Below are 23813 nucleotides of genomic sequence, written 5' to 3'. Positions count from 1 at the left end.
TTATAAGAACTTATTAGAATCTTTCCGCGCATGACGCGGAAAGATATCGGCAGGATTAACGATCGCGCTGAACGGCGATGTGGGCGAGGCCAATAAGCGCATCGCGCCACGGCGTATCAGGCAGTACCTGCAAGGCATGAATGGCCTTGTCGGCTTCTTCTTCGGCGCGACGACGCGTCCATTCCAGCGAACCGCAATCGGCCATGGCTTCCAGAACCGGCTCTAAAAGATGCCGTCCGTTGCCCTGTTCGATGGCCTCGCGGATCATCTGCGCCTGTTGCGGCGTACCGTTACGCATTGCGTGCAACAGCGGCAGGGTCGGTTTACCTTCGTTGAGATCGTCGCCGACGTTTTTGCCTAAGGTTTCCCCGTCGGCGCTGTAATCAAGCAGATCGTCAATGAGCTGGAACGCGGTGCCCAGATAGCGGCCGTAATCCTGAAGCCCTTTTTCCTGCGCGGCGCTGCAGTCCGCGAGAATGCCGGAGCACTGCGCGGCCGCTTCAAACAGGCGCGCGGTTTTGCTGTAAATCACCCGCATGTAGTTTTCTTCGGTGATGTTCGGATCGTTAACGTTCATCAGTTGCAGCACTTCGCCTTCGGCAATGACGTTTACCGCTTCCGACATTACCTCCAGCACCTTCAGCGAGCCTAAGCTGGTCATCATCTGGAAGGAGCGCGTATAGATAAAATCGCCCACCAGCACGCTGGCAGCATTGCCAAAAGCCGCGTTAGCCGTGGCTTTGCCGCGGCGCATATCTGACTCGTCTACCACGTCATCATGCAGCAGCGTGGCAGTGTGGATAAATTCGATTAATGCTGCGAGGGTGATGTGCGCATTTCCGTCATAGCCAATAGCCCGTGCGGCAAGCACCGCGATCATCGGACGGATGCGTTTACCGCCGCCGCTGACGATGTAGTAACCCAACTGGTTAATCAACTGGACATCGGAGTTGAGCTGTTGAAGGATAGTCGCATTCACACCCGCCATATCTTGCGCGGTTAACTCATTGATTTTTTCTAAATTCATCGCTAATGCCGGGCTTAAAGTCCTGTTTACCACATATCAAAATGGGATAACGAAGGGTTACGGGTTAGAATAGTATCGTCGATTGTACTGAAAAAACCCGCCAGATAAACGTTACCATACACGTTGTGTTTTTTTTCTTCGCGGATTGATGATCACTCTTGTCAAAGCTTCGCGTTTTGCGTAATATTCGCGCCCTATTGTGAATATTTATAGCGCACTCTGAATCACACAAAAGGTGCGCGGAAGCGGAGTTTTTTATGTACGCGGTTTTCCAAAGTGGTGGTAAACAACACCGAGTAAGCGAAGGTCAGACCATTCGCCTGGAAAAGCTGGACATCGCAACTGGCGAAACTATCGAGTTCGCTGAAGTTCTGATGATCGCAAACGGTGAAGAAGTCAAAATCGGCGTTCCTTTCGTTGATGGCGGCGTTATCAAAGCTGAAATCGTTGCTCACGGTCGTGGCGAGAAAATTAAGATTGTTAAGTTTCGTCGTCGTAAACACTACCGTAAGCAGCAAGGCCATCGTCAGTGGTTCACTGATGTTAAAATCACTGGCATCAGCGCTTAAGACTAGGGGAGCAGATTTAAATGGCACACAAAAAGGCTGGCGGCTCAACTCGTAACGGTCGCGATTCAGAAGCTAAACGTCTGGGCGTAAAACGCTTTGGCGGAGAAGCAGTACTGGCAGGTAGCATCATCGTTCGTCAACGTGGTACTAAATTCCACGCTGGCAGCAACGTTGGTTGTGGCCGTGACCACACTCTGTTCGCTTTGACTGACGGTAAAGTTAAGTTCGAAGTTAAAGGCCCGAAAAACCGTAAGTTCATCAGCATCGTTGCTGAATAAGTTTTTCGCGTCCCGGTAACGGATGAAAGCCCCGCAACACGTTGCGGGGCTTTTTACATTCGACGTCCGGAAAAATCTCTTGTAGGGAAAACGGGCAATGAAGCAGCAGGCAGGCATTGGAATTCTTTTGGCGCTGACGACAGCCATGTGCTGGGGTGCATTGCCAATCGCAATGAAGCAGGTGCTGGAAGTGATGGAACCACCAACTATCGTGTTCTATCGCTTTTTAATGGCAGCTATTGGTCTTGGCCTGATTCTGGCCGTTAAAGGCAAACTGCCGCCGATGCGCATTTTTCGGCAGCCCCGCTGGTTGGTGCTGCTTGCCATTGCTACCGGGGGCTTATTCGGGAATTTCATTCTCTTCAGCTCTTCTCTACAATATTTGACCCCAACGGCATCACAGGTGATTGGACAGCTCTCACCGGTGGGCATGATGGTCGCCAGCGTGTTCATTCTTAAAGAGAAGATGCGCGGCACACAGATCATAGGGGCGATAATGCTGCTTTGCGGACTGGTGATGTTTTTCAACACCAGCCTGGTGGAGATCTTCACCCGCCTGACCGATTACACCTGGGGTGTGATCTTCGGCGTGGGAGCGGCAACGGTCTGGGTAAGCTATGGCGTCGCGCAAAAAGTATTATTGCGTCGTCTGGCCTCACAGCAGATCCTCTTTTTGCTGTACACTTTATGTACAATAGCCTTGTTGCCGCTGGCGAAACCGGCCATGATCGCCGAACTCAGCCAATGGCAACTGGCGTGCCTGGTGTTTTGCGGGCTGAATACGCTGGTCGGTTATGGCGCGCTGGCGGAAGCCATGGCGCGCTGGCAGGCGGCGCAGGTGAGCGCGTTAATCACGTTGACGCCGCTGTTTACACTGTTGTTTTCAGATTTATTATCACAGGCCTGGCCCGATGTCTTCGCCAGACCGATGTTAAACCTTTTAGGTTATCTCGGTGCGTTTGTCGTGGTTGCGGGCGCGATGTATTCCGCCATAGGCCATCGCCTGTGGGGACGTCTGCGCAAGCGTGAAGTGGTTGTCACTTTACCCCGCTCAGGCGAATGAGTAACGGAGAGTAAAATGAAGTTTGTTGATGAAGCGACGATCCTGGTCGTGGCAGGTGATGGCGGTAACGGTTGTGTAAGCTTCCGCCGTGAAAAATATATTCCCCGTGGCGGCCCTGACGGCGGCGACGGTGGTGACGGTGGCGATGTCTGGCTGGAAGCGGACGAAAACCTGAATACCCTTATCGATTACCGCTTTGAAAAATCTTTCCGCGCTGAGCGTGGTCAGAATGGTCAAAGCCGTGACTGTACCGGTAAGCGCGGTAAAGACACCTGCGTTAAGGTGCCGATCGGTACGCGTGTTATCGATCAGGGCACCGGCGAAACCATGGGCGACATGACCAAACACGGTCAGCGTCTGATGGTGGCTAAAGGCGGCTGGCACGGGCTGGGTAACACCCGTTTCAAATCGTCCGTCAACCGTACGCCGCGTCAGAAGACCATGGGTACGCCTGGCGAAAAGCGTGACATTCAGCTGGAGCTGATGCTGCTGGCTGACGTGGGGATGCTGGGGATGCCGAACGCCGGTAAATCCACCTTTATCCGCGCTGTCTCTGCGGCGAAGCCGAAAGTCGCGGATTATCCGTTTACCACCCTGGTGCCAAGCCTTGGCGTGGTGCGTATGGATAACGAGAAGAGCTTTGTGGTGGCAGACATCCCTGGCCTTATCGAAGGGGCGGCGGAAGGCGCCGGTCTGGGTATTCGCTTCCTGAAACACCTTGAGCGTTGCCGCGTACTGCTTCACCTCATCGACATCGATCCGATCGATGGTTCCGATCCGGCGGAAAACGCGCGCATCATCACTGGCGAGCTGGAAAAATACAGTGAAAATCTGGCCAGTAAGCCGCGCTGGCTGGTCTTTAACAAGATCGACATGATGGACAAAGCGCAGGCCGAAGAAAAAGCGAAAGCTATCGCCGAAGCTCTGGGCTGGGAAGATAAGTATTACCTGATTTCCGCCGCCACCCAGCAGGGCGTTAAAGACCTGTGCTGGGATGTGATGACCTTCATCATCGAGAACCCAATCGTTCACGCTGAAGAAGAGAAGCAGCCAGAGAAAGTCGAATTCATGTGGGATGATTATCATCGCCAGCAGCTGGAAGAAGCGGAAGCTGAAGAAGACGACGAAGACTGGGATGACGACTGGGATGAAGAAGACGACGAAGGCGTTGAGTTCATCTACAAGCGTTAATCCAGACTAACGCTCTGCCAGCCAAAAGCCCGGTACGCATAACGCGACCGGGCTTTTTGTTTAGTTGTTCTGGTAAATATCTTTGTACAGACGGCTTTCAAACCGCACCAGCGGAATGCGGCGGTTACGCTGATCGGCAGGCTCAACGGCATAGCCGGACAGATACTGCACGAACGCCATCCGCTGACCGCTGGCGGTGGTAATAAAGCCCGCCAGATTGTAGACGCCCTGCAGAGAGCCGGTCTTCGCCGATACTTTACCATCCACGCCTGCGGCATGCAGACCCGCGCGGTACTGCAACGAGCCGTCGTAGCCCGCCAGCGGCAGCATCGAGATAAAGTTAAGTTCGGTATCATGCTGAGCAATATATTGCAGCACCTGCATCATGGTGGCCGGAGATATCAGGTTGTGACGCGACAGGCCAGAGCCATCCACCACAATGCTGTTCCCCAAATCGACGCCCGCCTGCTGGCGGAGGATCTGCCGTACCGCGTCAGCGCCGGCGCGCCAGGTGCCGGGCACGCCAAAGCGCGCATGGCCGATAGTGCGGAACACCGTGTCGGCGATCATATTGTCGGATTTTTTCAGCATGATCTTCAGCAGATCGTGCAGGGGAGCCGACTGCTTGCTGGCGATCACCGTGCCCGGTTCATTGACCAGCGTCTGACGCAGCAGGGTGCCGCTATAGGTGATCCCCGCCTGTTTCAGTTCATCTTTGATAATGGCGCCGGCATAGCTTGCGCCGTCCTGAATGGCGAACGCCAGCGGCAGGGGGTCAGCACGCTGCGTCATACAGCCTGTCAGCGTGAAACGGTTTAAGTCACCCGGAACCACATCCAGCTCGCAGTACTGGCCCTCAGCGCTGCCACGGGCCAGCGTACGCACCTGGCTGAACATGTTCACGGGGTAATAGGAGGCGACGCGGATAAATGCCAGATCATTGGCTTTCTGAGCGCTGTAGAGGGAAACCGAGAAACAGTTACGGTCGACAATGGCGGCCGCTGGCGGGGCACTGAAGCATTGCGTCATGTCATTCCATGGCCAGCCGGGCGCTTTGTCATGACTGGCGAAAATGGAGGTATCGATAAGCACGTTGCCCGCGATTTCACGCACGCCTGCTTTTTTCAGAACCGCCACCATATTGCGAATATCCTGACGTTTTAACGTCGGATCGCCCCCAAAGCGCGCCGTCAGATCGCCTTGTAAGACGCCGTTTTCAATCGGGGCTTTGCTTTCAAGCGTGGTCGTGAAGCGGTAATCAGGGCCAAGTTGCAGCAGAGCGGCAAGGGCGGTGATCACTTTCTGCGTACTGGCGGGAAGGGCCATTTGCTGGCTGTGATAATCAATATCCGGTGCCTGAGCGCCAATCTTCTGCACCATCAGGGCGAGGTTCGCGCCGGCAGGCAACTGATTGATGTACTCGTCGACATTCGCCGCCTGAACATTCATCGCTATACTGGTGGTCAATCCGATGACAAATCTGGAAAATCGCATAATCTCGCGCTAACAACCTGGAAACAGGCCGTCATACTACGGTGCATCGCCCTTGAAAGTAAACGATGACCCATAGTGAACTTCGCGGTAAAATGCGTATCAAATTGAAAAATTGCTTCTGACCTGGGGCTGTGACTCCGGGTCAGTTTTCTTTTGCTTCTGGTCCGGGAACCCGATGAAAAACGGGCGGGCTTAGCTGCCGGGGCGGGACACCGCTCCCTACAGGAATGTTCAAGAGGTATAACAAATGCAAGCTATTCCGATGACCTTACGCGGTGCCGAAAAACTGCGCGAAGAGCTGGATTTTCTCAAGTCCGTACGCCGTCCTGAAATTATCGCGGCCATCGCCGATGCCCGTGAACATGGCGATCTGAAAGAAAACGCCGAGTACCATGCCGCCCGTGAACAGCAGGGCTTCTGCGAAGGCCGTATCGCTGATATCGAAGCGAAGCTGTCCAACGCGCAGGTGATCGACATTGCTAAAATCCCGAACAACGGGCGTGTGATTTTTGGCTGTACGGTAACCGTGCTGAACCTCGACAACGACGAAGAGCAGACCTACCGCATCGTGGGCGATGACGAGGCTGATTTTAAGCAGAATCTGATTTCTGTGAATTCGCCTATCGCCCGTGGCCTGGTGGGTAAAGAGCAGGACGATGTCGTGGTCATCAAGACGCCGGGCGGCGAAGTTGAATTCGAAATCATCAAAGTGGAATATCTTTGATTAGGTTACAATGTGTAATATGTTGACGCATTGTAAAGAAAAGAAAAAGGCCGCGAAGCGGCCTTTTAACAACACTCAGAGCGTGGCATTTTGCTCGTCTGCTTTTAGAAAACCCCTCGTTTTACACAGATTTTGTGTTTAACTCAGGATATTCTTAACGTGGCAGCGCGATTTTACGGTCTGCTGTTGGGCGATACAGAACCAGCGTTTTACCGATGACCTGTACATTACAGGCGCCGGTTTCACGAACAATGGCTTCCACGATCAACGTCTTGGTTTCGCGGTCTTCAGTCGCGATTTTAACCTTGATAAGCTCATGGTGTTGTAACGCATGTTCAATCTCGGCCAGTACCCCTTCGGTCAGACCATTGTTGCCAAGCTGTACTACTGGCTTGAGCGGATGTGCCAGACCTTTCAGGTGCTGTTTTTGTTTAGTACTCAGATTCATCGTATATTTTTGCTTACGTTGGGATTGAAAACGGTTCATTCTACCGCCATCTCCCTTATATCGCCAAATTGCCGTGTGGAAATTTACACCATCGGCTCACGATGAACCCAGATGGAATGTTAAATGACAGGTAAAAAGCGTTCTGCCAGCTCCAGTCGCTGGCTTCAGGAACACTTTAGCGATAAATATGTTCAAGCGGCACAGAAAAAAGGGTTACGTTCCCGTGCCTGGTTTAAACTTGATGAAATACAGCAAAGTGACAAACTTTTTAAGCCGGGGATGACAGTTGTTGACCTTGGCGCAGCACCTGGCGGCTGGTCACAGTATGTGGTAACACAGATTGGTGGCAAAGGCCGTATCATCGCATGTGATCTTTTACCTATGGATCCTATCGTTGGTGTGGACTTCCTTCAGGGCGATTTTCGTGATGAATTAGTCGTGAAAGCGTTACTTGATAGGGTAGGCGACAGTAAAGTCCAGGTCGTAATGTCAGATATGGCACCGAACATGAGCGGAACACCCGCGGTGGATATTCCCCGCGCCATGTATTTGGTGGAGCTGGCATTGCAGATGTGTCGGGACGTATTGGCACCTGGCGGCAGTTTTGTAGTGAAGGTGTTTCAGGGCGAAGGCTTCGATGAGTATCTAAGGGAAATTCGCTCCCTGTTTACGAAGGTTAAAGTTCGTAAGCCGGACTCTTCTCGTGCGCGTTCACGTGAAGTGTACATTGTAGCGACCGGGCGAAAATCATAACCCGTTGATTTCAGACAACCGTTTGAATGAGGCTGGATATGGCGTATCCTGACGCTGTTTTTAACACAGTTGTAATATGAGGTTAATCCCTTGAGTGACATGGCGAAAAACCTAATACTCTGGCTGGTCATTGCCGTCGTGCTGATGTCAGTATTCCAGAGCTTTGGGCCCAGCGAGTCTAATGGCCGTAAGGTGGATTACTCTACCTTCCTGCAAGAGGTCAATCAGGACCAGGTTCGCGAAGCGCGTATCAACGGACGTGAGATCAACGTTACCAAGAAAGATAGTAACCGTTACACGACTTACATCCCGGTAAACGACCCGAAACTGCTTGATAACCTGCTGACGAAAAACGTCAAAGTGGTTGGCGAGCCGCCGGAAGAACCGAGCCTGCTGGCTTCTATCTTTATTTCCTGGTTCCCGATGCTGTTGCTGATTGGGGTCTGGATATTCTTTATGCGTCAGATGCAGGGCGGCGGTGGCAAAGGCGCCATGTCGTTCGGCAAGAGCAAGGCGCGTATGCTCACTGAAGATCAGATTAAAACCACGTTTGCTGATGTCGCAGGTTGCGATGAAGCGAAAGAAGAAGTGGCGGAACTGGTTGAGTACCTGCGTGAACCGAGCCGTTTCCAGAAACTGGGCGGTAAAATTCCAAAAGGCGTGCTGATGGTGGGGCCGCCGGGTACCGGTAAAACGCTGCTGGCGAAAGCTATCGCCGGTGAAGCGAAAGTGCCGTTCTTTACGATTTCCGGTTCGGACTTCGTGGAAATGTTCGTTGGTGTCGGTGCCTCTCGTGTGCGTGACATGTTCGAACAGGCCAAAAAAGCTGCACCGTGCATCATCTTTATCGATGAAATCGACGCCGTAGGCCGTCAGCGTGGCGCAGGTCTGGGTGGTGGTCACGACGAACGTGAGCAGACCCTGAACCAGATGCTGGTTGAGATGGATGGCTTCGAAGGTAACGAAGGCATTATCGTTATCGCCGCGACTAACCGTCCGGACGTGCTTGACCCGGCGCTGCTGCGTCCAGGCCGTTTCGACCGTCAGGTTGTGGTCGGTCTGCCGGATGTACGTGGTCGTGAGCAGATCCTGAAAGTGCATATGCGTCGCGTACCGCTGTCACCGGATATTGACGCGGCAATCATTGCCCGCGGCACGCCTGGCTTCTCGGGCGCGGATCTGGCGAACCTGGTGAACGAAGCGGCACTGTTTGCTGCCCGTGGTAACAAACGCGTCGTGTCGATGGTGGAATTCGAGAAAGCGAAAGACAAAATCATGATGGGTGCGGAACGTCGCTCTATGGTGATGACGGAAGCGCAAAAAGAATCCACGGCGTATCACGAAGCAGGCCATGCGATCATCGGACGTCTGGTGCCGGAACACGATCCGGTGCATAAAGTGACGATCATCCCGCGCGGCCGTGCGCTGGGCGTGACCTTCTTCCTGCCTGAAGGTGACGCGATCAGCGCCAGCCGTCAGAAGCTGGAAAGCCAGATTTCGACGCTGTACGGCGGTCGTCTGGCAGAAGAAATCATCTACGGTGCGGAGCATGTTTCCACCGGTGCGTCGAACGACATTAAAGTCGCGACTAACCTGGCGCGTAACATGGTCACCCAGTGGGGCTTCTCCGATAAACTCGGTCCGCTGCTGTACGCAGAAGAAGAAGGCGAAGTGTTCCTTGGCCGTTCTGTCGCAAAAGCGAAGCATATGTCTGATGAAACGGCACGTATCATCGACCAGGAAGTCAAAGCGCTGATTGAGCGTAACTACAATCGCGCCCGTGAGATCCTGAATGCGAATATGGATATTCTGCATGCGATGAAAGATGCGCTCATGAAATATGAGACCATCGACGCACCGCAGATCGATGACCTGATGGCTCGCCGCGATGTGCGTCCGCCAGCGGGTTGGGAAGATCCAGGCGCGTCCAACAACTCTGACAACAACGGCACCCCGCGTGCGCCGCGTCCGGTCGATGAACCGCGTACGCCGAATCCGGGCAATACCATGTCAGAGCAGCTGGGCGACAAATAAGTTTTTCGCACTGATGCTGTGTCTGTATTACTTCAAACCCTGGAGCTTGCTCCGGGGTTTTTTATTATTCTGTTCACCTCGTTATACAAGGGATGATTTATGAAACGCTTTGCTCAGGGGTCAGTGCTCGACCTGTCGCATCCACATGTTATGGGCATTCTGAACGTTACCCCGGATTCCTTTTCTGACGGTGGCGCGCATAACACGCTGATCGAGGCAGTAAAGCACGCTAACCTGATGATCAATGCGGGGGCGACCATTATCGACGTCGGCGGCGAATCGACGCGTCCGGGGGCGCTGGATGTCAGCGTAGATGAAGAGTTGTCCCGCGTGGTGCCGGTGGTTGAAGCGCTGGCGCAGCGTTTTGAAGTGTGGATCTCGGTTGATACCTCAAAGCCGGAAGTGATCCGCGAAATCGCCCGCGTCGGCGCGCATCTTATCAATGACATCCGTTCCCTGACGGAGCCGGGGGCGCTGGAGGCGGCGGCGGAAACCGGGCTGCCGGTCTGTCTGATGCATATGCAGGGCGACCCCAAAACCATGCAGGATGCGCCAAAATACGATGATGTTATTACTGACGTAACGCGCTTTTTTATCGACAATATTGCACGTTGCGAACAGGCGGGCATCGCAAAAGAGAAATTGTTGCTCGACCCGGGATTCGGTTTCGGTAAGAATCTGTCCCACAACTATGCGCTGCTCGCCCGCTTATCTGAATTCCATCAGTTTGATCTACCGTTGCTGGTGGGAATGTCGCGCAAATCGATGATTGGCCAGCTACTGAATGTAGGGCCTTCTGAACGCCTCAGCGGCAGCCTGGCGTGCGCGGTGATCGCGGCAATGCAGGGCGCGCATATTATTCGTGTCCATGACGTAAAAGAAACGGTAGAGGCTATGCGAGTGGTCGAAGCCACACTGTCAGCGAAGGGAAAGAAACGCTATGAGTGAACGTAAATATTTTGGAACAGATGGTATTCGTGGTCGTGTAGGCGATGCGCCAATTACGCCGGATTTCGTTCTTAAACTCGGCTGGGCCGCCGGTAAAGTCCTGGCGCGCCATGGCTCGCGTAAAATCATTATCGGTAAAGATACGCGCATTTCCGGCTACATGCTGGAATCTGCGCTGGAAGCCGGGCTATCAGCGGCGGGCATTTCCGCCTCTTTTACCGGACCAATGCCGACGCCTGCTGTCGCGTACCTGACGCGGACCTTCCGCGCGGAAGCGGGAATTGTGATTTCCGCCTCCCATAACCCGTTCTACGATAACGGTATTAAATTCTTCTCCATCGACGGCACCAAACTGCCGGATGACGTGGAAGAGGCGATTGAAGCCGAACTGGAAAAAGAGATCACCTGCGTGGATTCGGCGCTGCTGGGTAAAGCCAGCCGTATCGTCGATGCCGCCGGGCGTTACATTGAATTCTGCAAAGGCACCTTCCCGAACGAACTCAGCCTTAAGGGTTTGAAAATTGTGGTTGACTGCGCGCACGGCGCAACCTACCACATCGCGCCAAACGTCTTCCGCGAGCTGGGCGCTCACGTCATCACCATTGGCTGTGAGCCGAACGGCGTGAACATCAACGAGGAAGTAGGGGCAACGGACGTTCGTACGTTGCAGGCCCGCGTGGTGGCCGAAAAAGCCGATATCGGTATCGCCTTCGACGGTGACGGTGACCGCGTGATCATGGTGGATCATGAAGGTAACAAGGTTGATGGCGATCAGATCCTCTATATCATCGCCCGTGAAGGTCTTCGTCAGGGTCAGCTGCGCGGTGGCGCAGTCGGCACGCTGATGAGCAATATGGGGCTGGAGCTGGCGCTGAAACAGCTCGGCATTCCGTTTGCGCGCGCAAAAGTGGGCGACCGCTACGTGCTGGAAAAACTTCAGGAGAAAGGCTGGCGCATTGGTGCGGAAAACTCCGGCCATATTCTGCTGCTGGACAAAACCACTACCGGCGACGGTATCGTGGCTGGCCTTCAGGTTGTGGCGGCGATGGTGCGTAACCATATGACCCTGCACGACCTGTGCAGCGGTATGAAGCTGTTCCCGCAAATCCTCATTAACGTACGCTTTACGGCTGGCAACGGCGATCCGCTGGAAGATGAAACCGTGAAAGCGGTCACCGCAGAAGTGGAAGCGGCGCTGGGCAATCGCGGCCGCGTGTTGCTGCGTAAATCCGGTACCGAGCCGTTGATCCGTGTGATGGTGGAAGGCGAAGACGAAGCGCAGGTTACGGCATTCGCTAACCGCATTGCGGACGCAGTGAAAGCGGTATAATTACCGTGTTAAGTGCCTAAAAAAGGCGGCACTTGCCGCCTTTAAATCGCACAGGCTTCGCGTTTTTGCTGTTTTTTTCCGCACTTGATACAATGCGTTGAAATTGCCCTTGCGCAGGTCATGCGCTTTGGTTAGTATTCACACCCGCTTCAGTGGGAAACGAAATAACGTCCCGCTTTTATGGTCAGAAGCTAATGTTACGCGGCAGCCCCGCAAGGAACAGGTTGATTATGTACGAAGCTCTTTTGGTAGTTTTCCTTATTGTGGCGATTGGCCTTGTCGGTCTGATTATGCTGCAACAAGGTAAAGGCGCTGATATGGGAGCCTCCTTTGGCGCAGGCTCATCTGCTACGCTGTTCGGTTCAAGTGGTTCTGGTAACTTCATGACCCGCATGACAGCTGTACTGGGTACCCTGTTCTTCATCATCAGCCTGGTGTTGGGTAACATTAACAGCAACAAAACCAGTAAAGGAAGCGAGTGGGAAAATCTGAGCGCGCCAGCGAAATCTGAGCAAACTCAGCCAGCTGCTCCGGCTAAGCCGACCAGCGATATCCCGCAGTAATAGCAGTATCAGTGCTGAGGTGGTGGAATTGGTAGACACGCTACCTTGAGGTGGTAGTGCCCTAACGGGCTTGTGGGTTCGAGTCCCATCCTCAGTACCAATATTCCGAAAGAAAGACATCGAAAGATGTCTTTTTTTTCGTCTGTAATTTACCTGGCAGACACCGACAAACAAAAAAAGGGCGCTTATCGCGCCCTTTGTTCTCACTGAAAAGGTTATTTCTTCTCGCTGTGTTCCAGGCTGTCCATCTGCGGCAGGCCCGTACTGGCGGAGGCGGTAAGCAGGCCAGACTGCGCATAACCAAACAGCTTCTCGCGGGTATCGGCGATATCCAGATTACGCATGGTCAGCTGCCCGATACGGTCGTCAGGTGAGAATACGGAATCCCCTTTTTCCATGGTCAGACGCTCTGCTTTATAGGTCAGGTTGTCAGACACAGTATTCAGGATCGAGTAGTCATTGCCGCGACGCAGTTCAAGCGTCACTTCGCCGGTAATAGCGCTTGCCACCCAGCGTTGCAGCGCGTCACGCAGCATCAGCGCCTGAGAGTCAAACCAGCGGCCCTGATACAGCAGACGACCCAGCTGACGGCCATGGGCGTGATACTGCTCAATGGTATCTTCGTTATGAATACCGGTCAGCAAACGCTCATAGGCAATGTGCAGCAAGGCCATGCCCGGGGCTTCGTAAATGCCACGGCTTTTCGCTTCAATGATACGGTTTTCAATCTGATCGCTCATCCCCAGACCGTGACGGCCGCCGATACGGTTCGCTTCCAGCATCAGTTCCACATCATCGCTGAAGGTCTGGCCGTTGAGCGCAACAGGGTGGCCCTGTTCAAAACGGATGGTGACTTCTTCCGCCGGGATCTTAACGTTCTCATCCCAGAATTTTACGCCCATGATCGGGTTAACGATTTTCACGCTGGAGTTCAGGAATTCCAGATCCTTCGCTTCGTGCGTTGCGCCCAGCATATTGGAATCGGTGGAGTAGGCTTTTTCCACGGACATTTTGTAATCGAATCCGCAGGCGATCATGAATTCGGACATTTCCTGACGGCCGCCCAGCTCATCAATAAAGTCGGTATCCAGCCACGGTTTATAGATTTTCAGCTCAGCGTTAGTCAGCAGACCGTAGCGGTAGAAACGTTCGATATCGTTGCCTTTATAGGTACTGCCGTCGCCCCAGATATTCACACCGTCTTCTTTCATGGCGGCGACCAGCATGGTTCCGGTCACAGCACGGCCCAGCGGCGTGGTGTTGAAGTAGGTCAACCCACCGGTGGTGTTATGAAACGCGCCACACTGGATAGCGGCAATGCCTTCGGCGACCAGCTGCTTACGGCAGTCGATCAGGCGGGCATTCTCGGCACCATACTCTTTTGCACGGCGTGGAATCGCGTCATAGTCATCCTCGTCCGGTTGACCCAAGTTTGCTGTATAGGCGTAAGGAACGGCACCTTTCTGGCGCATCCACAGCAGGGCCGCGCTGGTGTCGAGACCACCGGAGAATGCAATACCAATACGTTGTCCAACCGGAAGATGCTTGAGAATCGTCGTCATAAAATAAATCCCTGCTTAATATACTGATGGTGAGAGACTTAACAGCCACGCCATGATGTGTTGTCACCGGAAGATGATACCGCTTAGCTTCTCATCATTAATGCATTTTTATGCAAAATTAGTGAGTTTTCATTTAAACATCTTTTGGCGACGATCGAAAGCGAAGAGTGACAGAATAGTTAAAAAATCGCTGGCGTAGCCGCCGGGCGGGCGTTTAACGATGTGTCTTTCGCGTCAATACCTGCTTCATTGCGTATTCCACGCTATGCAAATCTGTGCGTGGCGGCAGGTAAACCCCTCTGCCTGGCGTTCATTCTGCGGTTTCCGGCACGCGCGCGTAGTTTTCCTTGCAATGAACAAAATCAATTGATTATAATACTCGTCTTATCAGTAGTTCCCGGTGTTTACACCTGTCTTAACTTGCATTTAATGCATGATCGGCGTAGTATTTGCCACGTTTCAGGCGCGGGGTGGAGCAGCCTGGTAGCTCGTCGGGCTCATAACCCGAAGGTCGTCGGTTCAAATCCGGCCCCCGCAACCACTTTCCCTTAGTGTTCTTTTTCAAATATACTGTGAAGACGTTTGAGCCTTCCTCTTTTTGGATTTGAAAAAAATACTTCTGGAAGGTTCTCCAGGCCGCAGTTGCGGCTATAGGGTTCAGTTATCTAAAGCCCCGATTTATCGGGGTTTTTTGTTATCTGACTACAGAATAACTGGGCTTAGCGCCCTTTTTTTATGTCTTGGGGGTGGGTTTGTCCACATTAGAGCAAAAATTAACAGAGATGATCACTGCACCGGTTGAGGCTCTGGGCTATGAACTGGTCGGCATCGAATTTGTACGCGGTCGCACATCTACGCTGCGCATCTATATTGATAGTGATAATGGCATCAATGTTGATGATTGTGCTGATGTCAGCCACCAGGTGAGCGCAGTAATGGACGTTGAAGATCCTATTACCGTCGCTTACAACCTGGAAGTCTCCTCACCGGGTCTCGATCGTCCTTTATTCACCGCCGAGCACTACGCGCGTTATATCGGCGAAGAAGCAACGCTGGTACTGCGTATGGCGGTACAAAACCGTCGCAAGTGGCAGGGTGTAATTAAGGGTGTTGACGGTGAAATGATCACCGTTACGGTCGACGGTAAAGATGAAGTGTTCGCTTTAAGCAATATCCAGAAAGCGAACCTGGTCCCCCACTTTTAACAGTCTGGATTGAGGTGAAAGGCCCCCAATGAACAAAGAAATTTTGGCTGTTGTTGAAGCAGTTTCCAACGAAAAATCGTTGCCGCGTGAGAAAATTTTTGAAGCGCTGGAAAGTGCTCTGGCGACAGCAACCAAGAAAAAATACGAGCAAGAGATCGACGTTCGCGTAGAAATCGATCGCAAAAGCGGCGACTTCGACACCTTCCGTCGCTGGGTTATCGTTGAAGAAGTGACGCAGCCGACCCGTGAAATCACGCTGGAAGCTGCACGTTACGAAGATGAAAGCCTGAATGTGGGTGATTACGTTGAAGACCAGATTGAATCTGTCACCTTTGACCGCATTACTACACAAACAGCGAAACAGGTTATCGTACAGAAAGTACGTGAAGCTGAACGCGCGATGGTTGTGGATCAGTTCCGCGAGCACGAAGGTGAGATCATCACCGGCGTGGTGAAAAAAGTGAACCGTGACAACATCTCTCTGGATCTGGGCAGCAATGCTGAAGCTGTGATCCTGCGTGAAGATATGCTGCCGCGTGAAAACTTCCGTCCAGGCGACCGTATTCGTGGCGTGCTTTATGCCGTGCGTCCGGAAGCGCGTGGTGCGCAGCTGTTCGTGACGCGTTCCAAACCGGAAATGCTGATTGAACTGTTCCGCATTGAAGTGCCAGAAATTGGCGAAGAAGTTATTGAAATCAAAGCCGCTGCTCGCGATCCAGGTTCTCGTGCGAAAATCGCTGTGAAAACCAACGACAAGCGTATCGATCCGGTAGGTGCCTGCGTAGGTATGCGCGGTGCCCGTGTCCAGGCGGTGTCTACCGAACTGGGCGGTGAGCGTATCGATATCGTGCTGTGGGATGATAATCCGGCGCAGTTCGTTATCAACGCGATGGCGCCGGCGGATGTCGCCTCCATCGTGGTGGACGAAGATAAGCACACCATGGATATCGCGGTAGAAGCGGGTAACCTGGCGCAGGCGATTGGCCGTAATGGTCAGAACGTGCGCCTTGCTTCTCAACTGAGCGGCTGGGAACTCAACGTCATGACCGTTGATGATCTTCAGTCTAAGCATCAGGCGGAAGCCCATGCAGCGATCGACACCTTTACTAAGTATCTCGACATTGACGAAGATTTTGCCACTGTACTGGTAGAAGAAGGTTTCTCGACGCTGGAAGAACTGGCCTATGTGCCAATGAAAGAGCTGCTGGAAATTGACGGTCTTGATGAAGCGACCGTCGAAGCCTTGCGCGATCGCGCTAAGAACGCACTGACCACCCTGGCGCTGGCACAGGAAGAAAGCCTCGGTAATAATAAACCGGCTGATGACCTGCTGAGCCTTGAAGGGTTGGATCGCGAAATGGCGTTTAAACTGGCTGCTCGTGGTGTTTGTACGCTGGAAGACCTCGCCGACCAGGGCATCGATGACCTGAGTGATATTGAAGGTCTGACCGACGAGAAAGCGGGCGAGCTGATTATGGCCGCACGTAATATTTGCTGGTTCGGTGACGAAGCGTAATAAACTGTAGCAGGAAGGAACAGCATGACAGATGTAACCGTAAAAGCGCTGGCCGCTGAGATTCAGACCTCCGTGGACCGCCTGGTACAGCAATTTGCTGATGCAGGGATCCCGAAGTCATCTGACGACTCAGTGACAGCACAAGAAAAACAGACATTGTTAGCGCACCTGAACCGTGAACATGGTTCAGCGCCTGACAAGCTGACGTTGCAGCGCAAAACGCGCAGCACACTGAACATCCCTGGCACCGGCGGTAAAAGCAAATCGGTGCAGATCGAAGTCCGCAAAAAACGCACCTTTGTAAAACGCGATCCGCAAGAGGCTGAACGTCTCGCCGCGGAAGAAGAGGCGAAGCGCGAAGCGGAAGAGAAGGCCAGTCGTGAAGCGCAGGAAGCTGCTAAGCGTGAAGCCGAGGAAAAAGCCAAGCGTGACGCACAAGAGAAAGCGAAACGTGAAGCCGAAGAAAAAGCGAAACGCGAATCCGCTAACCCGGTGAAACGCGAAGCTGCGGAAACGAGCAAAGTGAGCAATCAACAATCTGACGAAATGACCAGGACTGCCCAGGCTGAAAAAGCCCGTCGTGAAGCCGAAGCGCAAGAACTCAAGCGCAAAGCTGAAGAAGAGGCACGTCGTAAACTGGAAGAAGAAGCACGCCGCGTGGCAGAAGATGCGCGTCGTATGGCCGAAGAAAACGAGAAAAATGGTGTTAATGTGGCTGCTGAACCGGTTGAAGAGTCCAGTGACTATCATGTAACCACTTCTCAACATGCGCGTCAGGCAGAAGACGACAGCGACCGCGAAGTAGAAGGCGGCCGCAGCCGTACGCGTACTGCTAAAGCACCTCGCCCGAAAAAAGGCAACAAGCATTCCGAATCGAAAGCCGATCGCGAAGAAGCGCGCGCTGCTGTTCGTGGCGGTAAAGGCGGCAAGCGTAAAGGTTCTTCTTTACAGCAGGGCTTCCAGAAACCGGCTCAGGCGGTTAACCGTGACGTTATCATCGGTGAAACCATCACCGTGGGCGAACTGGCTAACAAAATGGCAGTGAAAGGCTCTCAGGTCATCAAAGCGATGATGAAACTGGGCGCAATGGCCACCATCAACCAGGTTATCGATCAGGAAACTGCGCAGCTGGTTGCGGAAGAAATGGGCCACAAAGTTATCCTGCGTCGTGAAAACGAGCTGGAAGAGGCGGTAATGAGCGACCGTGACACTGGCGCTGCGGCAGAAGCTCGCGCACCTGTTGTGACCATCATGGGTCACGTTGACCACGGTAAAACCTCGCTGCTGGACTACATTCGTTCAACGAAAGTGGCCTCTGGCGAAGCGGGCGGCATTACTCAGCACATCGGTGCGTACCACGTTGAAACTGACAACGGTATGATCACCTTCCTGGATACCCCGGGTCACGCCGCCTTTACCTCCATGCGTGCTCGTGGTGCGCAGGCAACGGATATCGTTGTGCTGGTTGTGGCAGCGGACGATGGCGTGATGCCGCAGACTATCGAAGCAATCCAGCACGCGAAAGCGGCGCAGGTGCCGGTAGTGGTTGCGGTGAACAAAATTGATAAGCCGGAAGCTGACCTGGATCGCGTTAAAAACGAACTGTCCCAGTACGGCGTTATGCCGGAAGAGTGGGGCGGCGAGTCTCAGTTCATCCCTGTATCCGCGAAAGCCGGTACCGGTATTGATGACCTGCTGAACGCTATCCTGCTGCAGGCTGAAGTTCTGGAACTGAAAGCGGTTCGCAAAGGTATGGCGAGCGGCGCGGTTATCGAATCCTTCCTGGATAAAGGTCGTGGTCCGGTAGCAACGGTTCTGGTACGTGAAGGTACGCTGAACAAAGGCGACATCGTGCTTTGTGGCTTCGAATATGGCCGTGTTCGTGCAATGCGTAACGAACTGGGTCAGGAAGTTATGGAAGCCGGTCCGTCTATTCCGGTTGAAATCCTGGGTCTGTCCGGTGTGCCGGCAGCCGGCGATGAAGTGACCGTTGTACGTGACGAGAAGAAAGCGCGTGAAGTTGCACTGTATCGTCAGGGCAAATTCCGTGAAGTCAAACTGGCGCGTCAGCAGAAATCCAAACTTGAGAACATGTTCGCTAACATGACTGAAGGCGAAGTTCACGAAGTGAACGTTGTTCTGAAAGCTGACGTACAGGGTTCTGTAGAAGCGATTTCCGATTCCTTACTGAAACTGTCTACCGACGAAGTAAAAGTAAGGATCATTGGTTCCGGCGTAGGTGGTATCACCGAAACCGACGCGACCCTGGCTGCGGCATCCAATGCTATTCTGGTTGGCTTCAACGTTCGTGCTGACGCCTCTGCGCGTAAAGTGATCGAAGCGGAAAGCCTGGATCTGCGTTACTACTCCGTCATCTACCACCTGATCGACGAAGTGAAAGCAGCGATGAGCGGCATGCTGTCTCCGGAACTGAAACAGCAGATCATCGGTCTGGCTGAAGTGCGTGACGTGTTCAAATCACCGAAATTCGGTGCGATCGCGGGCTGTATGGTTACCGAAGGCACCATCAAACGTCACAACCCGATCCGCGTTCTGCGTGACAACGTGGTTATCTACGAAGGCGAGCTGGAGTCCCTGCGCCGCTTCAAAGATGACGTTAACGAAGTTCGTAACGGCATGGAATGTGGTATCGGCGTGAAGAACTACAACGACGTTCGCGTTGGCGATATGATCGAAGTGTTCGAAATCATCGAGATCAAGCGTACCATCGCTTAATCTTCGTAATGCCCGGTGGCTGGGTTGCAGGTCTGATAAGCGTAGCGCCTTCAGGCCTGAGAGCACCACCTGGCAACTATTTCAAAAGGGGCTTTTAGCCCCTTTTTTGTCTTTATCTGGAGGACTTATTATGGCGAAAGAATTTGGCCGCCCTCAGCGTGTCGCGCAGGAGATGCAAAAAGAGATCGCGCTTATCCTGCAACGCGAAATTAAAGATCCACGTCTGGGCATGATGACCACCGTTTCCGGTGTGGAAATGTCCCGCGACCTGGCCTATGCGAAAGTGTTTGTGACCTTTCTGAACGACAAAGACGAAGAAGCCATTAAAGGCGGCATCAAAGCATTGCAGGACGCCTCCGGGTTTATCCGTTCGCTGCTGGGTAAAGCCATGCGTCTGCGTATCGTGCCGGAACTGACCTTCTTCTACGACAACTCGTTGGTGGAAGGTATGCGTATGTCTAATCTGGTGACCAACGTGGTGCGTCATGACGATGAACGTCGTGTGAACCCGGACGACACCAAGGAGGACTGATGAGTCGTCCTCGTCGTCGCGGTCGCGATGTGCACGGCGTACTGTTGCTGGATAAGCCGCAAGGGATGTCCAGCAACGACGTGCTGCAAAAAGTAAAACGTCTCTATAACGCGAATCGCGCCGGGCATACTGGCGCGCTGGATCCGCTGGCGACCGGCATGCTGCCGATTTGCCTGGGAGAGGCGACAAAGTTTTCCCAGTATCTGCTGGATTCGGATAAGCGTTACCGCGTGATTGCTCGTCTGGGGCAGCGCACGGATACCTCCGATGCCGATGGACAGATTGTTGAAGAACGCCCGATCACCTTCAGCGCAGAGCAGCTTGCTGCCGCCCTGGAAACCTTCCGCGGTGATATCCAGCAAATCCCGTCCATGTATTCGGCTCTGAAGTATCAGGGGAAGAAGCTTTACGAGTACGCGCGCCAGGGTATTGATGTGCCCCGTGAGGCTCGTCCGATTACCGTTTACGAGCTGCTGTTTATCCGCCACGAAGGGGATGAGCTGGAGCTGGAAGTACACTGCTCGAAAGGCACCTATATCCGCACCATTGTGGACGATCTCGGTGAAAAGCTCGGCTGCGGCGCACATGTGATTTTCCTGCGCCGTCTGGCGGTGAGCAAGTACCCGGTTGATCGCATGGTGACGCTTGAGCAATTGCAGTCGCTGGTTGAGCAGGCCGGTGAGCAGGATATTCCTGCCGCTCAGTTGCTTGATCCTCTGCTGATGCCAATGGACAGTCCGGCAGCGGACTTCCCGGTCGTGAATATTCCTGCCGTCAGCGCCGCCTATTTCAGGAACGGCCAGCCCGTTCGCGCGGCACAAGCGCCGACAGAAGGCCTGGTGCGCGTGACGGAAGGGCCAGAGTCGGTATTTATCGGCATGGCAGAAATCGACGATCAGGGCCGCGTGGCGCCACGCCGCCTGGTGGTTGAGTACCCGGCGTAATCCATTGCAGTTACCTTGCGATAACAGGGTACTGCGAGTAGAATATTGCCGCTTAACGTCAGGTTAGATGTTTAACATCTTCCGGCGTTAAACCTGGGGTTGCTGAATTAGAGATCGGCACCCTTTCATTCTTTTAATTTTGGAGTTTAAAATGTCTCTAAGCGTTGAAGCTAAAGCAAAAATCGTTTCCGAGTTTGGTCGTGGCGAGAACGACAGCGGTTCTACCGAAGTTCAGGTTGCCCTGCTGACTGCTCAGATCAACCACCTGCAGGGTCACTTTGCAGAGCACAAAAAAGATCACCACAGCCGTCGTGGTCTGCTGCGCATGGTTTCTCAGCGTCGTAAACTGCTCGACTACCTGAAACGTAAAGATGTTGCACGCTACACCGCGCTGATCGAGCGTCTGGGTCTGCGTCGCTAAGTCTGGCGAGTTTCACAGAAAGGGGCCTTAACGGCCCCTTTTTTCAACCAGACGGCAGCAATTCGACCTAAACTATTGTATTGTTGCTATGAATGATCTTCGTTGCAGAGGTTCGCGCGGCTAATGAGAGGCTTTACCCGGTTTGGGTTAGGGTTGTCATTAGTCGCGAGGATGCACAGAAGATCGGGTATTAACGTCAGCACACCCAATGGTGTGCTGTCATTCATTAAGAAAGGATAAAATTTTGCTTAATCCGATCATTCGTAAATTCCAGTACGGTCAACATACCGTAACGCTGGAGACCGGCATGATGGCGCGTCAGGCAACTGCAGCTGTTATGGTAAGCATGGACGACACCGCGGTATTCGTTACCGTTGTGGGTCAGAAAAAAGCGAAGCCGGGCCAGGACTTCTTCCCGCTGACGGTTAACTATCAGGAGCGTACTTATGCTGCTGGTAAAATCCCGGGTGGCTTCTTCCGTCGTGAAGGCCGTCCAAGCGAAGGCGAAACGCTGATCGCGCGTCTGATTGACCGCCCGGTTCGTCCGCTGTTCCCGGAAGGCTTCGTTAACGAAGTACAGGTTATCGCCACCGTAGTTTCCGTTAACCCGCAGGTTAACCCGGACATCGTGGCAATGATCGGCGCATCCGCTGCGCTGTCTCTGTCCGGTATCCCGTTCAACGGCCCAATCGGCGCGGCGCGTGTAGGTTACATCAATGACCAGTACGTACTGAACCCGACCCAGGAAGAGCTGAAAGCAAGCAAACTGGATCTGGTGGTTGCCGGTACCGAAGGTGCAGTGCTGATGGTTGAATCCGAAGCTGAACTGCTGAGCGAAGACCAGATGCTGGGCGCCGTGGTATTTGGCCACGAACAGCAGCAGATCGTGATCCAGAACATCAACGACCTGGTGAAAGAAGCCGGTAAACCGCGTTGGGACTGGCAGCCAGAAGCGGCTAACGAAGCCCTGAATGCACGTGTTGCTGCGCTGGCTGAATCCCGTCTGAGCGATGCTTACCGCATCACCGACAAACAGGAGCGTTACACGCAGGTTGATGCTATCAAAGCTGAAACTGTGGCTGCGCTGCTGGCTGAAGATGAAACCCTGGACGCCAACGAACTGGGCGACATCCTGCACGCTATCGAGAAAAACGTTGTTCGTAGCCGCGTACTGGCAGGCGAGCCGCGTATTGATGGCCGTGAAAAAGACATGATCCGTGGTCTGGACGTGCGTACCGGCGTGCTGCCGCGTACCCACGGTTCCGCACTCTTCACCCGTGGCGAAACTCAGGCGCTGGTTACTGCGACCCTGGGCACCACCCGTGACGCGCAGAACATCGACGAACTGATGGGCGAGCGCACTGACAGCTTCCTGTTCCACTATAACTTCCCTCCGTACTCCGTTGGCGAGACGGGCATGGTAGGTTCACCGAAGCGTCGTGAAATCGGTCACGGTCGTCTGGCGAAGCGTGGCGTGCTGGCAGTAATGCCTGACGCTGAGAAATTCCCGTACACCGTACGTGTGGTTTCTGAAATCACCGAATCCAACGGTTCTTCTTCCATGGCGTCCGTATGCGGTGCTTCTCTGGCGCTGATGGATGCGGGTGTGCCGATCAAAGCCGCCGTTGCGGGTATCGCAATGGGTCTGGTGAAAGAAGGCGACAACTTCGTTGTGCTGTCTGACATCCTCGGCGACGAAGACCACCTGGGCGATATGGACTTCAAAGTAGCGGGTTCCCGCGACGGTATCTCTGCGCTGCAGATGGATATCAAAATTGAAGGTATCACCAAAGAGATCATGCAGGTTGCGCTGAACCAGGCTAAAGGTGCGCGTCTGCACATTCTGGGCGTGATGGAACAGGCAATCAACGCGCCGCGTGGCGATATTTCACAGTTCGCGCCGCGTATTCACACCATCAAGATCAATCCGGACAAGATCAAAGACGTCATCGGTAAAGGTGGCTCTGTGATCCGTGCGCTGACCGAAGAAACCGGCACCACCATCGAAATCGAAGATGACGGCACCGTGAAAATCGCAGCGACCGACGGCGAGAAAGCGAAATACGCTATCCGTCGTATCGAAGAGATCACCGCAGAAATCGAAGTGGGTCGCGTCTACAATGGTAAAGTGACCCGTATCGTTGACTTTGGCGCGTTCGTTGCCATCGGCGGCGGTAAAGAAGGTCTGGTGCACATTTCTCAGATCGCTGACAAGCGTGTAGAGAAAGTGACCGACTATCTGCAGATGGGTCAGGAAGTCCCGGTTAAAGTTCTGGAAGTCGATCGCCAGGGCCGCGTCCGTCTGAGCATTAAAGAAGCGACTGAACAATCTCAGCCTGCTGAAGCGGCACAAGCGCCGGCAGCAGAACAAGGCGAGTAAGGTTGCTGTTTAGCTCTCCGTCGTTGACGGAGAGTTTTCATTCCGGGCAGGATGCTGTGTTTGCAGCCGGGGGACAGGATGTCCATCTAATTGTT

The 23813-nt window shown here is 53.6% G+C and carries 21 protein-coding genes and 2 tRNA genes; 19 read left to right on the top strand and 4 right to left on the bottom strand.

Annotated elements, in window-relative coordinates; all coding sequences use genetic code 11:
- Nucleotides 1–55: 55 nt before the first annotated feature.
- Complete coding sequence (gene ispB, locus BMF08_RS02945) at nt 56–1027, bottom strand: octaprenyl diphosphate synthase (RefSeq protein ID WP_072569579.1); 972 nt, start codon at nt 1025–1027, stop codon at nt 56–58.
- Nucleotides 1028–1284: 257 nt separating this feature from the next.
- Here ispB and rplU point away from each other — a divergent pair, with 257 nt between their 5' ends.
- The 4 genes from rplU (at nt 1285) to cgtA (ending at nt 4128) form a co-directional block, all read left to right on the top strand.
- Nucleotides 1285–1596, top strand: a complete 312-nt coding sequence (gene rplU / locus BMF08_RS02940; protein WP_072569580.1) for a 50S ribosomal protein L21 — start codon at nt 1285–1287, stop codon at nt 1594–1596.
- 20 nt (nt 1597–1616) lie between these two features.
- Nucleotides 1617–1874 carry a 50S ribosomal protein L27 gene (gene rpmA, locus BMF08_RS02935; protein ID WP_017457338.1) on the top strand — a complete coding sequence of 86 codons (258 nt, stop codon included), beginning with the start codon at nt 1617–1619 and terminating at the stop codon, nt 1872–1874.
- Nucleotides 1875–1971: 97 nt separating this feature from the next.
- Complete coding sequence (locus tag BMF08_RS02930; protein ID WP_072569581.1) at nt 1972–2937, top strand: DMT family transporter; 966 nt, start codon at nt 1972–1974, stop codon at nt 2935–2937.
- Between the two features lie 15 nt (nt 2938–2952).
- Nucleotides 2953–4128: an Obg family GTPase CgtA gene (cgtA, locus tag BMF08_RS02925; protein ID WP_072569582.1), complete on the top strand. Its 1176-nt coding sequence runs from the start codon at nt 2953–2955 to the stop codon at nt 4126–4128.
- A 60-nt stretch (nt 4129–4188) separates the two neighbouring features.
- Here the strand turns inward: cgtA and dacB are convergent, their stop codons facing one another.
- On the bottom strand, nt 4189–5622 hold the full coding sequence (dacB, locus tag BMF08_RS02920) for a serine-type D-Ala-D-Ala carboxypeptidase (protein WP_072569583.1): 1434 nt from the start codon (nt 5620–5622) through the stop codon (nt 4189–4191).
- Between the two features lie 247 nt (nt 5623–5869).
- Here dacB and greA point away from each other — a divergent pair, with 247 nt between their 5' ends.
- Entirely contained in the window at nt 5870–6346 is a 477-nt protein-coding gene (gene greA, locus BMF08_RS02915; protein WP_072569584.1) for a transcription elongation factor GreA, read from the top strand.
- A gap of 154 nt (nt 6347–6500) precedes the next feature.
- Here the strand turns inward: greA and yhbY are convergent, their stop codons facing one another.
- Nucleotides 6501–6794, bottom strand: coding sequence for a ribosome assembly RNA-binding protein YhbY (gene yhbY, locus BMF08_RS02910; protein WP_072569585.1), 294 nt, complete (start codon nt 6792–6794; stop codon nt 6501–6503).
- Nucleotides 6795–6917: 123 nt separating this feature from the next.
- Here yhbY and rlmE point away from each other — a divergent pair, with 123 nt between their 5' ends.
- The 6 genes from rlmE (at nt 6918) to BMF08_RS02880 (ending at nt 12522) form a co-directional block, all read left to right on the top strand.
- Nucleotides 6918–7547, top strand: coding sequence for a 23S rRNA (uridine(2552)-2'-O)-methyltransferase RlmE (rlmE, locus tag BMF08_RS02905; protein ID WP_072569586.1), 630 nt, complete (start codon nt 6918–6920; stop codon nt 7545–7547).
- Nucleotides 7548–7646: 99 nt separating this feature from the next.
- Nucleotides 7647–9581, top strand: a complete 1935-nt coding sequence (ftsH, locus tag BMF08_RS02900; protein WP_072569587.1) for an ATP-dependent zinc metalloprotease FtsH — start codon at nt 7647–7649, stop codon at nt 9579–9581.
- Between the two features lie 99 nt (nt 9582–9680).
- Nucleotides 9681–10529, top strand: coding sequence for a dihydropteroate synthase (gene folP, locus BMF08_RS02895; protein WP_072569588.1), 849 nt, complete (start codon nt 9681–9683; stop codon nt 10527–10529).
- Nucleotides 10522–11859 carry a phosphoglucosamine mutase gene (gene glmM / locus BMF08_RS02890; protein ID WP_072569589.1) on the top strand — a complete coding sequence of 446 codons (1338 nt, stop codon included), beginning with the start codon at nt 10522–10524 and terminating at the stop codon, nt 11857–11859. The genes folP and glmM overlap by 8 nt, the downstream gene beginning before the upstream one ends.
- Nucleotides 11860–12089: 230 nt before the next feature.
- Nucleotides 12090–12422, top strand: a complete 333-nt coding sequence (gene secG, locus BMF08_RS02885; protein ID WP_072569590.1) for a preprotein translocase subunit SecG — start codon at nt 12090–12092, stop codon at nt 12420–12422.
- Nucleotides 12423–12435: 13 nt separating this feature from the next.
- Nucleotides 12436–12522: transfer RNA gene (locus tag BMF08_RS02880), tRNA-Leu, on the top strand.
- 115 nt (nt 12523–12637) lie between these two features.
- Here BMF08_RS02880 and argG read toward each other — a convergent pair.
- Nucleotides 12638–13984, bottom strand: a complete 1347-nt coding sequence (gene argG, locus BMF08_RS02875; RefSeq protein ID WP_072569591.1) for an argininosuccinate synthase — start codon at nt 13982–13984, stop codon at nt 12638–12640.
- 464 nt (nt 13985–14448) lie between these two features.
- Between argG and BMF08_RS02870 the strand changes: the two genes are divergently transcribed.
- The 8 genes from BMF08_RS02870 to pnp all read left to right on the top strand — a co-directional run bounded on the left by BMF08_RS02870 (nt 14449) and on the right by pnp (nt 23718).
- Nucleotides 14449–14525: transfer RNA gene (locus BMF08_RS02870), tRNA-Met, on the top strand.
- Between the two features lie 211 nt (nt 14526–14736).
- Nucleotides 14737–15189 (top strand): ribosome maturation factor RimP, encoded by a 453-nt coding sequence (gene rimP / locus BMF08_RS02865; protein ID WP_158684874.1) that lies wholly within the window; start codon nt 14737–14739, stop codon nt 15187–15189.
- Nucleotides 15190–15217: 28 nt separating this feature from the next.
- Entirely contained in the window at nt 15218–16705 is a 1488-nt protein-coding gene (gene nusA, locus BMF08_RS02860; RefSeq protein ID WP_072569593.1) for a transcription termination factor NusA, read from the top strand.
- A gap of 24 nt (nt 16706–16729) precedes the next feature.
- The gene (gene infB / locus BMF08_RS02855) at nt 16730–19441 is read left to right on the top strand and encodes a translation initiation factor IF-2 (RefSeq protein WP_072569594.1); all 2712 of its coding nucleotides are present in this window, start codon (nt 16730–16732) and stop codon (nt 19439–19441) included.
- 130 nt (nt 19442–19571) lie between these two features.
- Nucleotides 19572–19973, top strand: a complete 402-nt coding sequence (rbfA, locus tag BMF08_RS02850) for a 30S ribosome-binding factor RbfA (protein ID WP_072569595.1) — start codon at nt 19572–19574, stop codon at nt 19971–19973.
- Complete coding sequence (truB, locus tag BMF08_RS02845; protein WP_072569596.1) at nt 19973–20917, top strand: tRNA pseudouridine(55) synthase TruB; 945 nt, start codon at nt 19973–19975, stop codon at nt 20915–20917. The genes rbfA and truB overlap by 1 nt, the downstream gene beginning before the upstream one ends.
- A 151-nt stretch (nt 20918–21068) precedes the next feature.
- Nucleotides 21069–21338 carry a 30S ribosomal protein S15 gene (rpsO, locus tag BMF08_RS02840; RefSeq protein ID WP_004385056.1) on the top strand — a complete coding sequence of 90 codons (270 nt, stop codon included), beginning with the start codon at nt 21069–21071 and terminating at the stop codon, nt 21336–21338.
- Nucleotides 21339–21582: 244 nt separating this feature from the next.
- On the top strand, nt 21583–23718 hold the full coding sequence (pnp, locus tag BMF08_RS02830) for a polyribonucleotide nucleotidyltransferase (RefSeq protein WP_072569597.1): 2136 nt from the start codon (nt 21583–21585) through the stop codon (nt 23716–23718).
- Nucleotides 23719–23813: the final 95 nt, after the last annotated feature.

It is taken from the genome of Enterobacter sp. SA187 (assembly GCF_001888805.2).
Classification (GTDB): domain Bacteria; phylum Pseudomonadota; class Gammaproteobacteria; order Enterobacterales; family Enterobacteriaceae; genus Enterobacter_D.
This window is presented reverse-complemented; position numbering and strand designations above follow the sequence as displayed.

What these genes read in the sequence shown, in the direction of transcription:
- ispB (WP_072569579.1), bottom strand. Translation starts at nt 1,027, where the DNA reads ATGAATTTAGAAAAAATCAATGAGTTAACCGCGCAAGATATGGCGGGT.
- rplU (WP_072569580.1), top strand. Translation starts at nt 1,285, where the DNA reads ATGTACGCGGTTTTCCAAAGTGGTGGTAAACAACACCGAGTAAGCGAA.
- rpmA (WP_017457338.1), top strand. Translation starts at nt 1,617, where the DNA reads ATGGCACACAAAAAGGCTGGCGGCTCAACTCGTAACGGTCGCGATTCA.
- BMF08_RS02930 (WP_072569581.1), top strand. Translation starts at nt 1,972, where the DNA reads ATGAAGCAGCAGGCAGGCATTGGAATTCTTTTGGCGCTGACGACAGCC.
- cgtA (WP_072569582.1), top strand. Translation starts at nt 2,953, where the DNA reads ATGAAGTTTGTTGATGAAGCGACGATCCTGGTCGTGGCAGGTGATGGC.
- dacB (WP_072569583.1), bottom strand. Translation starts at nt 5,622, where the DNA reads ATGCGATTTTCCAGATTTGTCATCGGATTGACCACCAGTATAGCGATG.
- greA (WP_072569584.1), top strand. Translation starts at nt 5,870, where the DNA reads ATGCAAGCTATTCCGATGACCTTACGCGGTGCCGAAAAACTGCGCGAA.
- yhbY (WP_072569585.1), bottom strand. Translation starts at nt 6,794, where the DNA reads ATGAATCTGAGTACTAAACAAAAACAGCACCTGAAAGGTCTGGCACAT.
- rlmE (WP_072569586.1), top strand. Translation starts at nt 6,918, where the DNA reads ATGACAGGTAAAAAGCGTTCTGCCAGCTCCAGTCGCTGGCTTCAGGAA.
- ftsH (WP_072569587.1), top strand. Translation starts at nt 7,647, where the DNA reads ATGGCGAAAAACCTAATACTCTGGCTGGTCATTGCCGTCGTGCTGATG.
- folP (WP_072569588.1), top strand. Translation starts at nt 9,681, where the DNA reads ATGAAACGCTTTGCTCAGGGGTCAGTGCTCGACCTGTCGCATCCACAT.
- glmM (WP_072569589.1), top strand. Translation starts at nt 10,522, where the DNA reads ATGAGTGAACGTAAATATTTTGGAACAGATGGTATTCGTGGTCGTGTA.
- secG (WP_072569590.1), top strand. Translation starts at nt 12,090, where the DNA reads ATGTACGAAGCTCTTTTGGTAGTTTTCCTTATTGTGGCGATTGGCCTT.
- argG (WP_072569591.1), bottom strand. Translation starts at nt 13,984, where the DNA reads ATGACGACGATTCTCAAGCATCTTCCGGTTGGACAACGTATTGGTATT.
- nusA (WP_072569593.1), top strand. Translation starts at nt 15,218, where the DNA reads ATGAACAAAGAAATTTTGGCTGTTGTTGAAGCAGTTTCCAACGAAAAA.
- infB (WP_072569594.1), top strand. Translation starts at nt 16,730, where the DNA reads ATGACAGATGTAACCGTAAAAGCGCTGGCCGCTGAGATTCAGACCTCC.
- rbfA (WP_072569595.1), top strand. Translation starts at nt 19,572, where the DNA reads ATGGCGAAAGAATTTGGCCGCCCTCAGCGTGTCGCGCAGGAGATGCAA.
- truB (WP_072569596.1), top strand. Translation starts at nt 19,973, where the DNA reads ATGAGTCGTCCTCGTCGTCGCGGTCGCGATGTGCACGGCGTACTGTTG.
- rpsO (WP_004385056.1), top strand. Translation starts at nt 21,069, where the DNA reads ATGTCTCTAAGCGTTGAAGCTAAAGCAAAAATCGTTTCCGAGTTTGGT.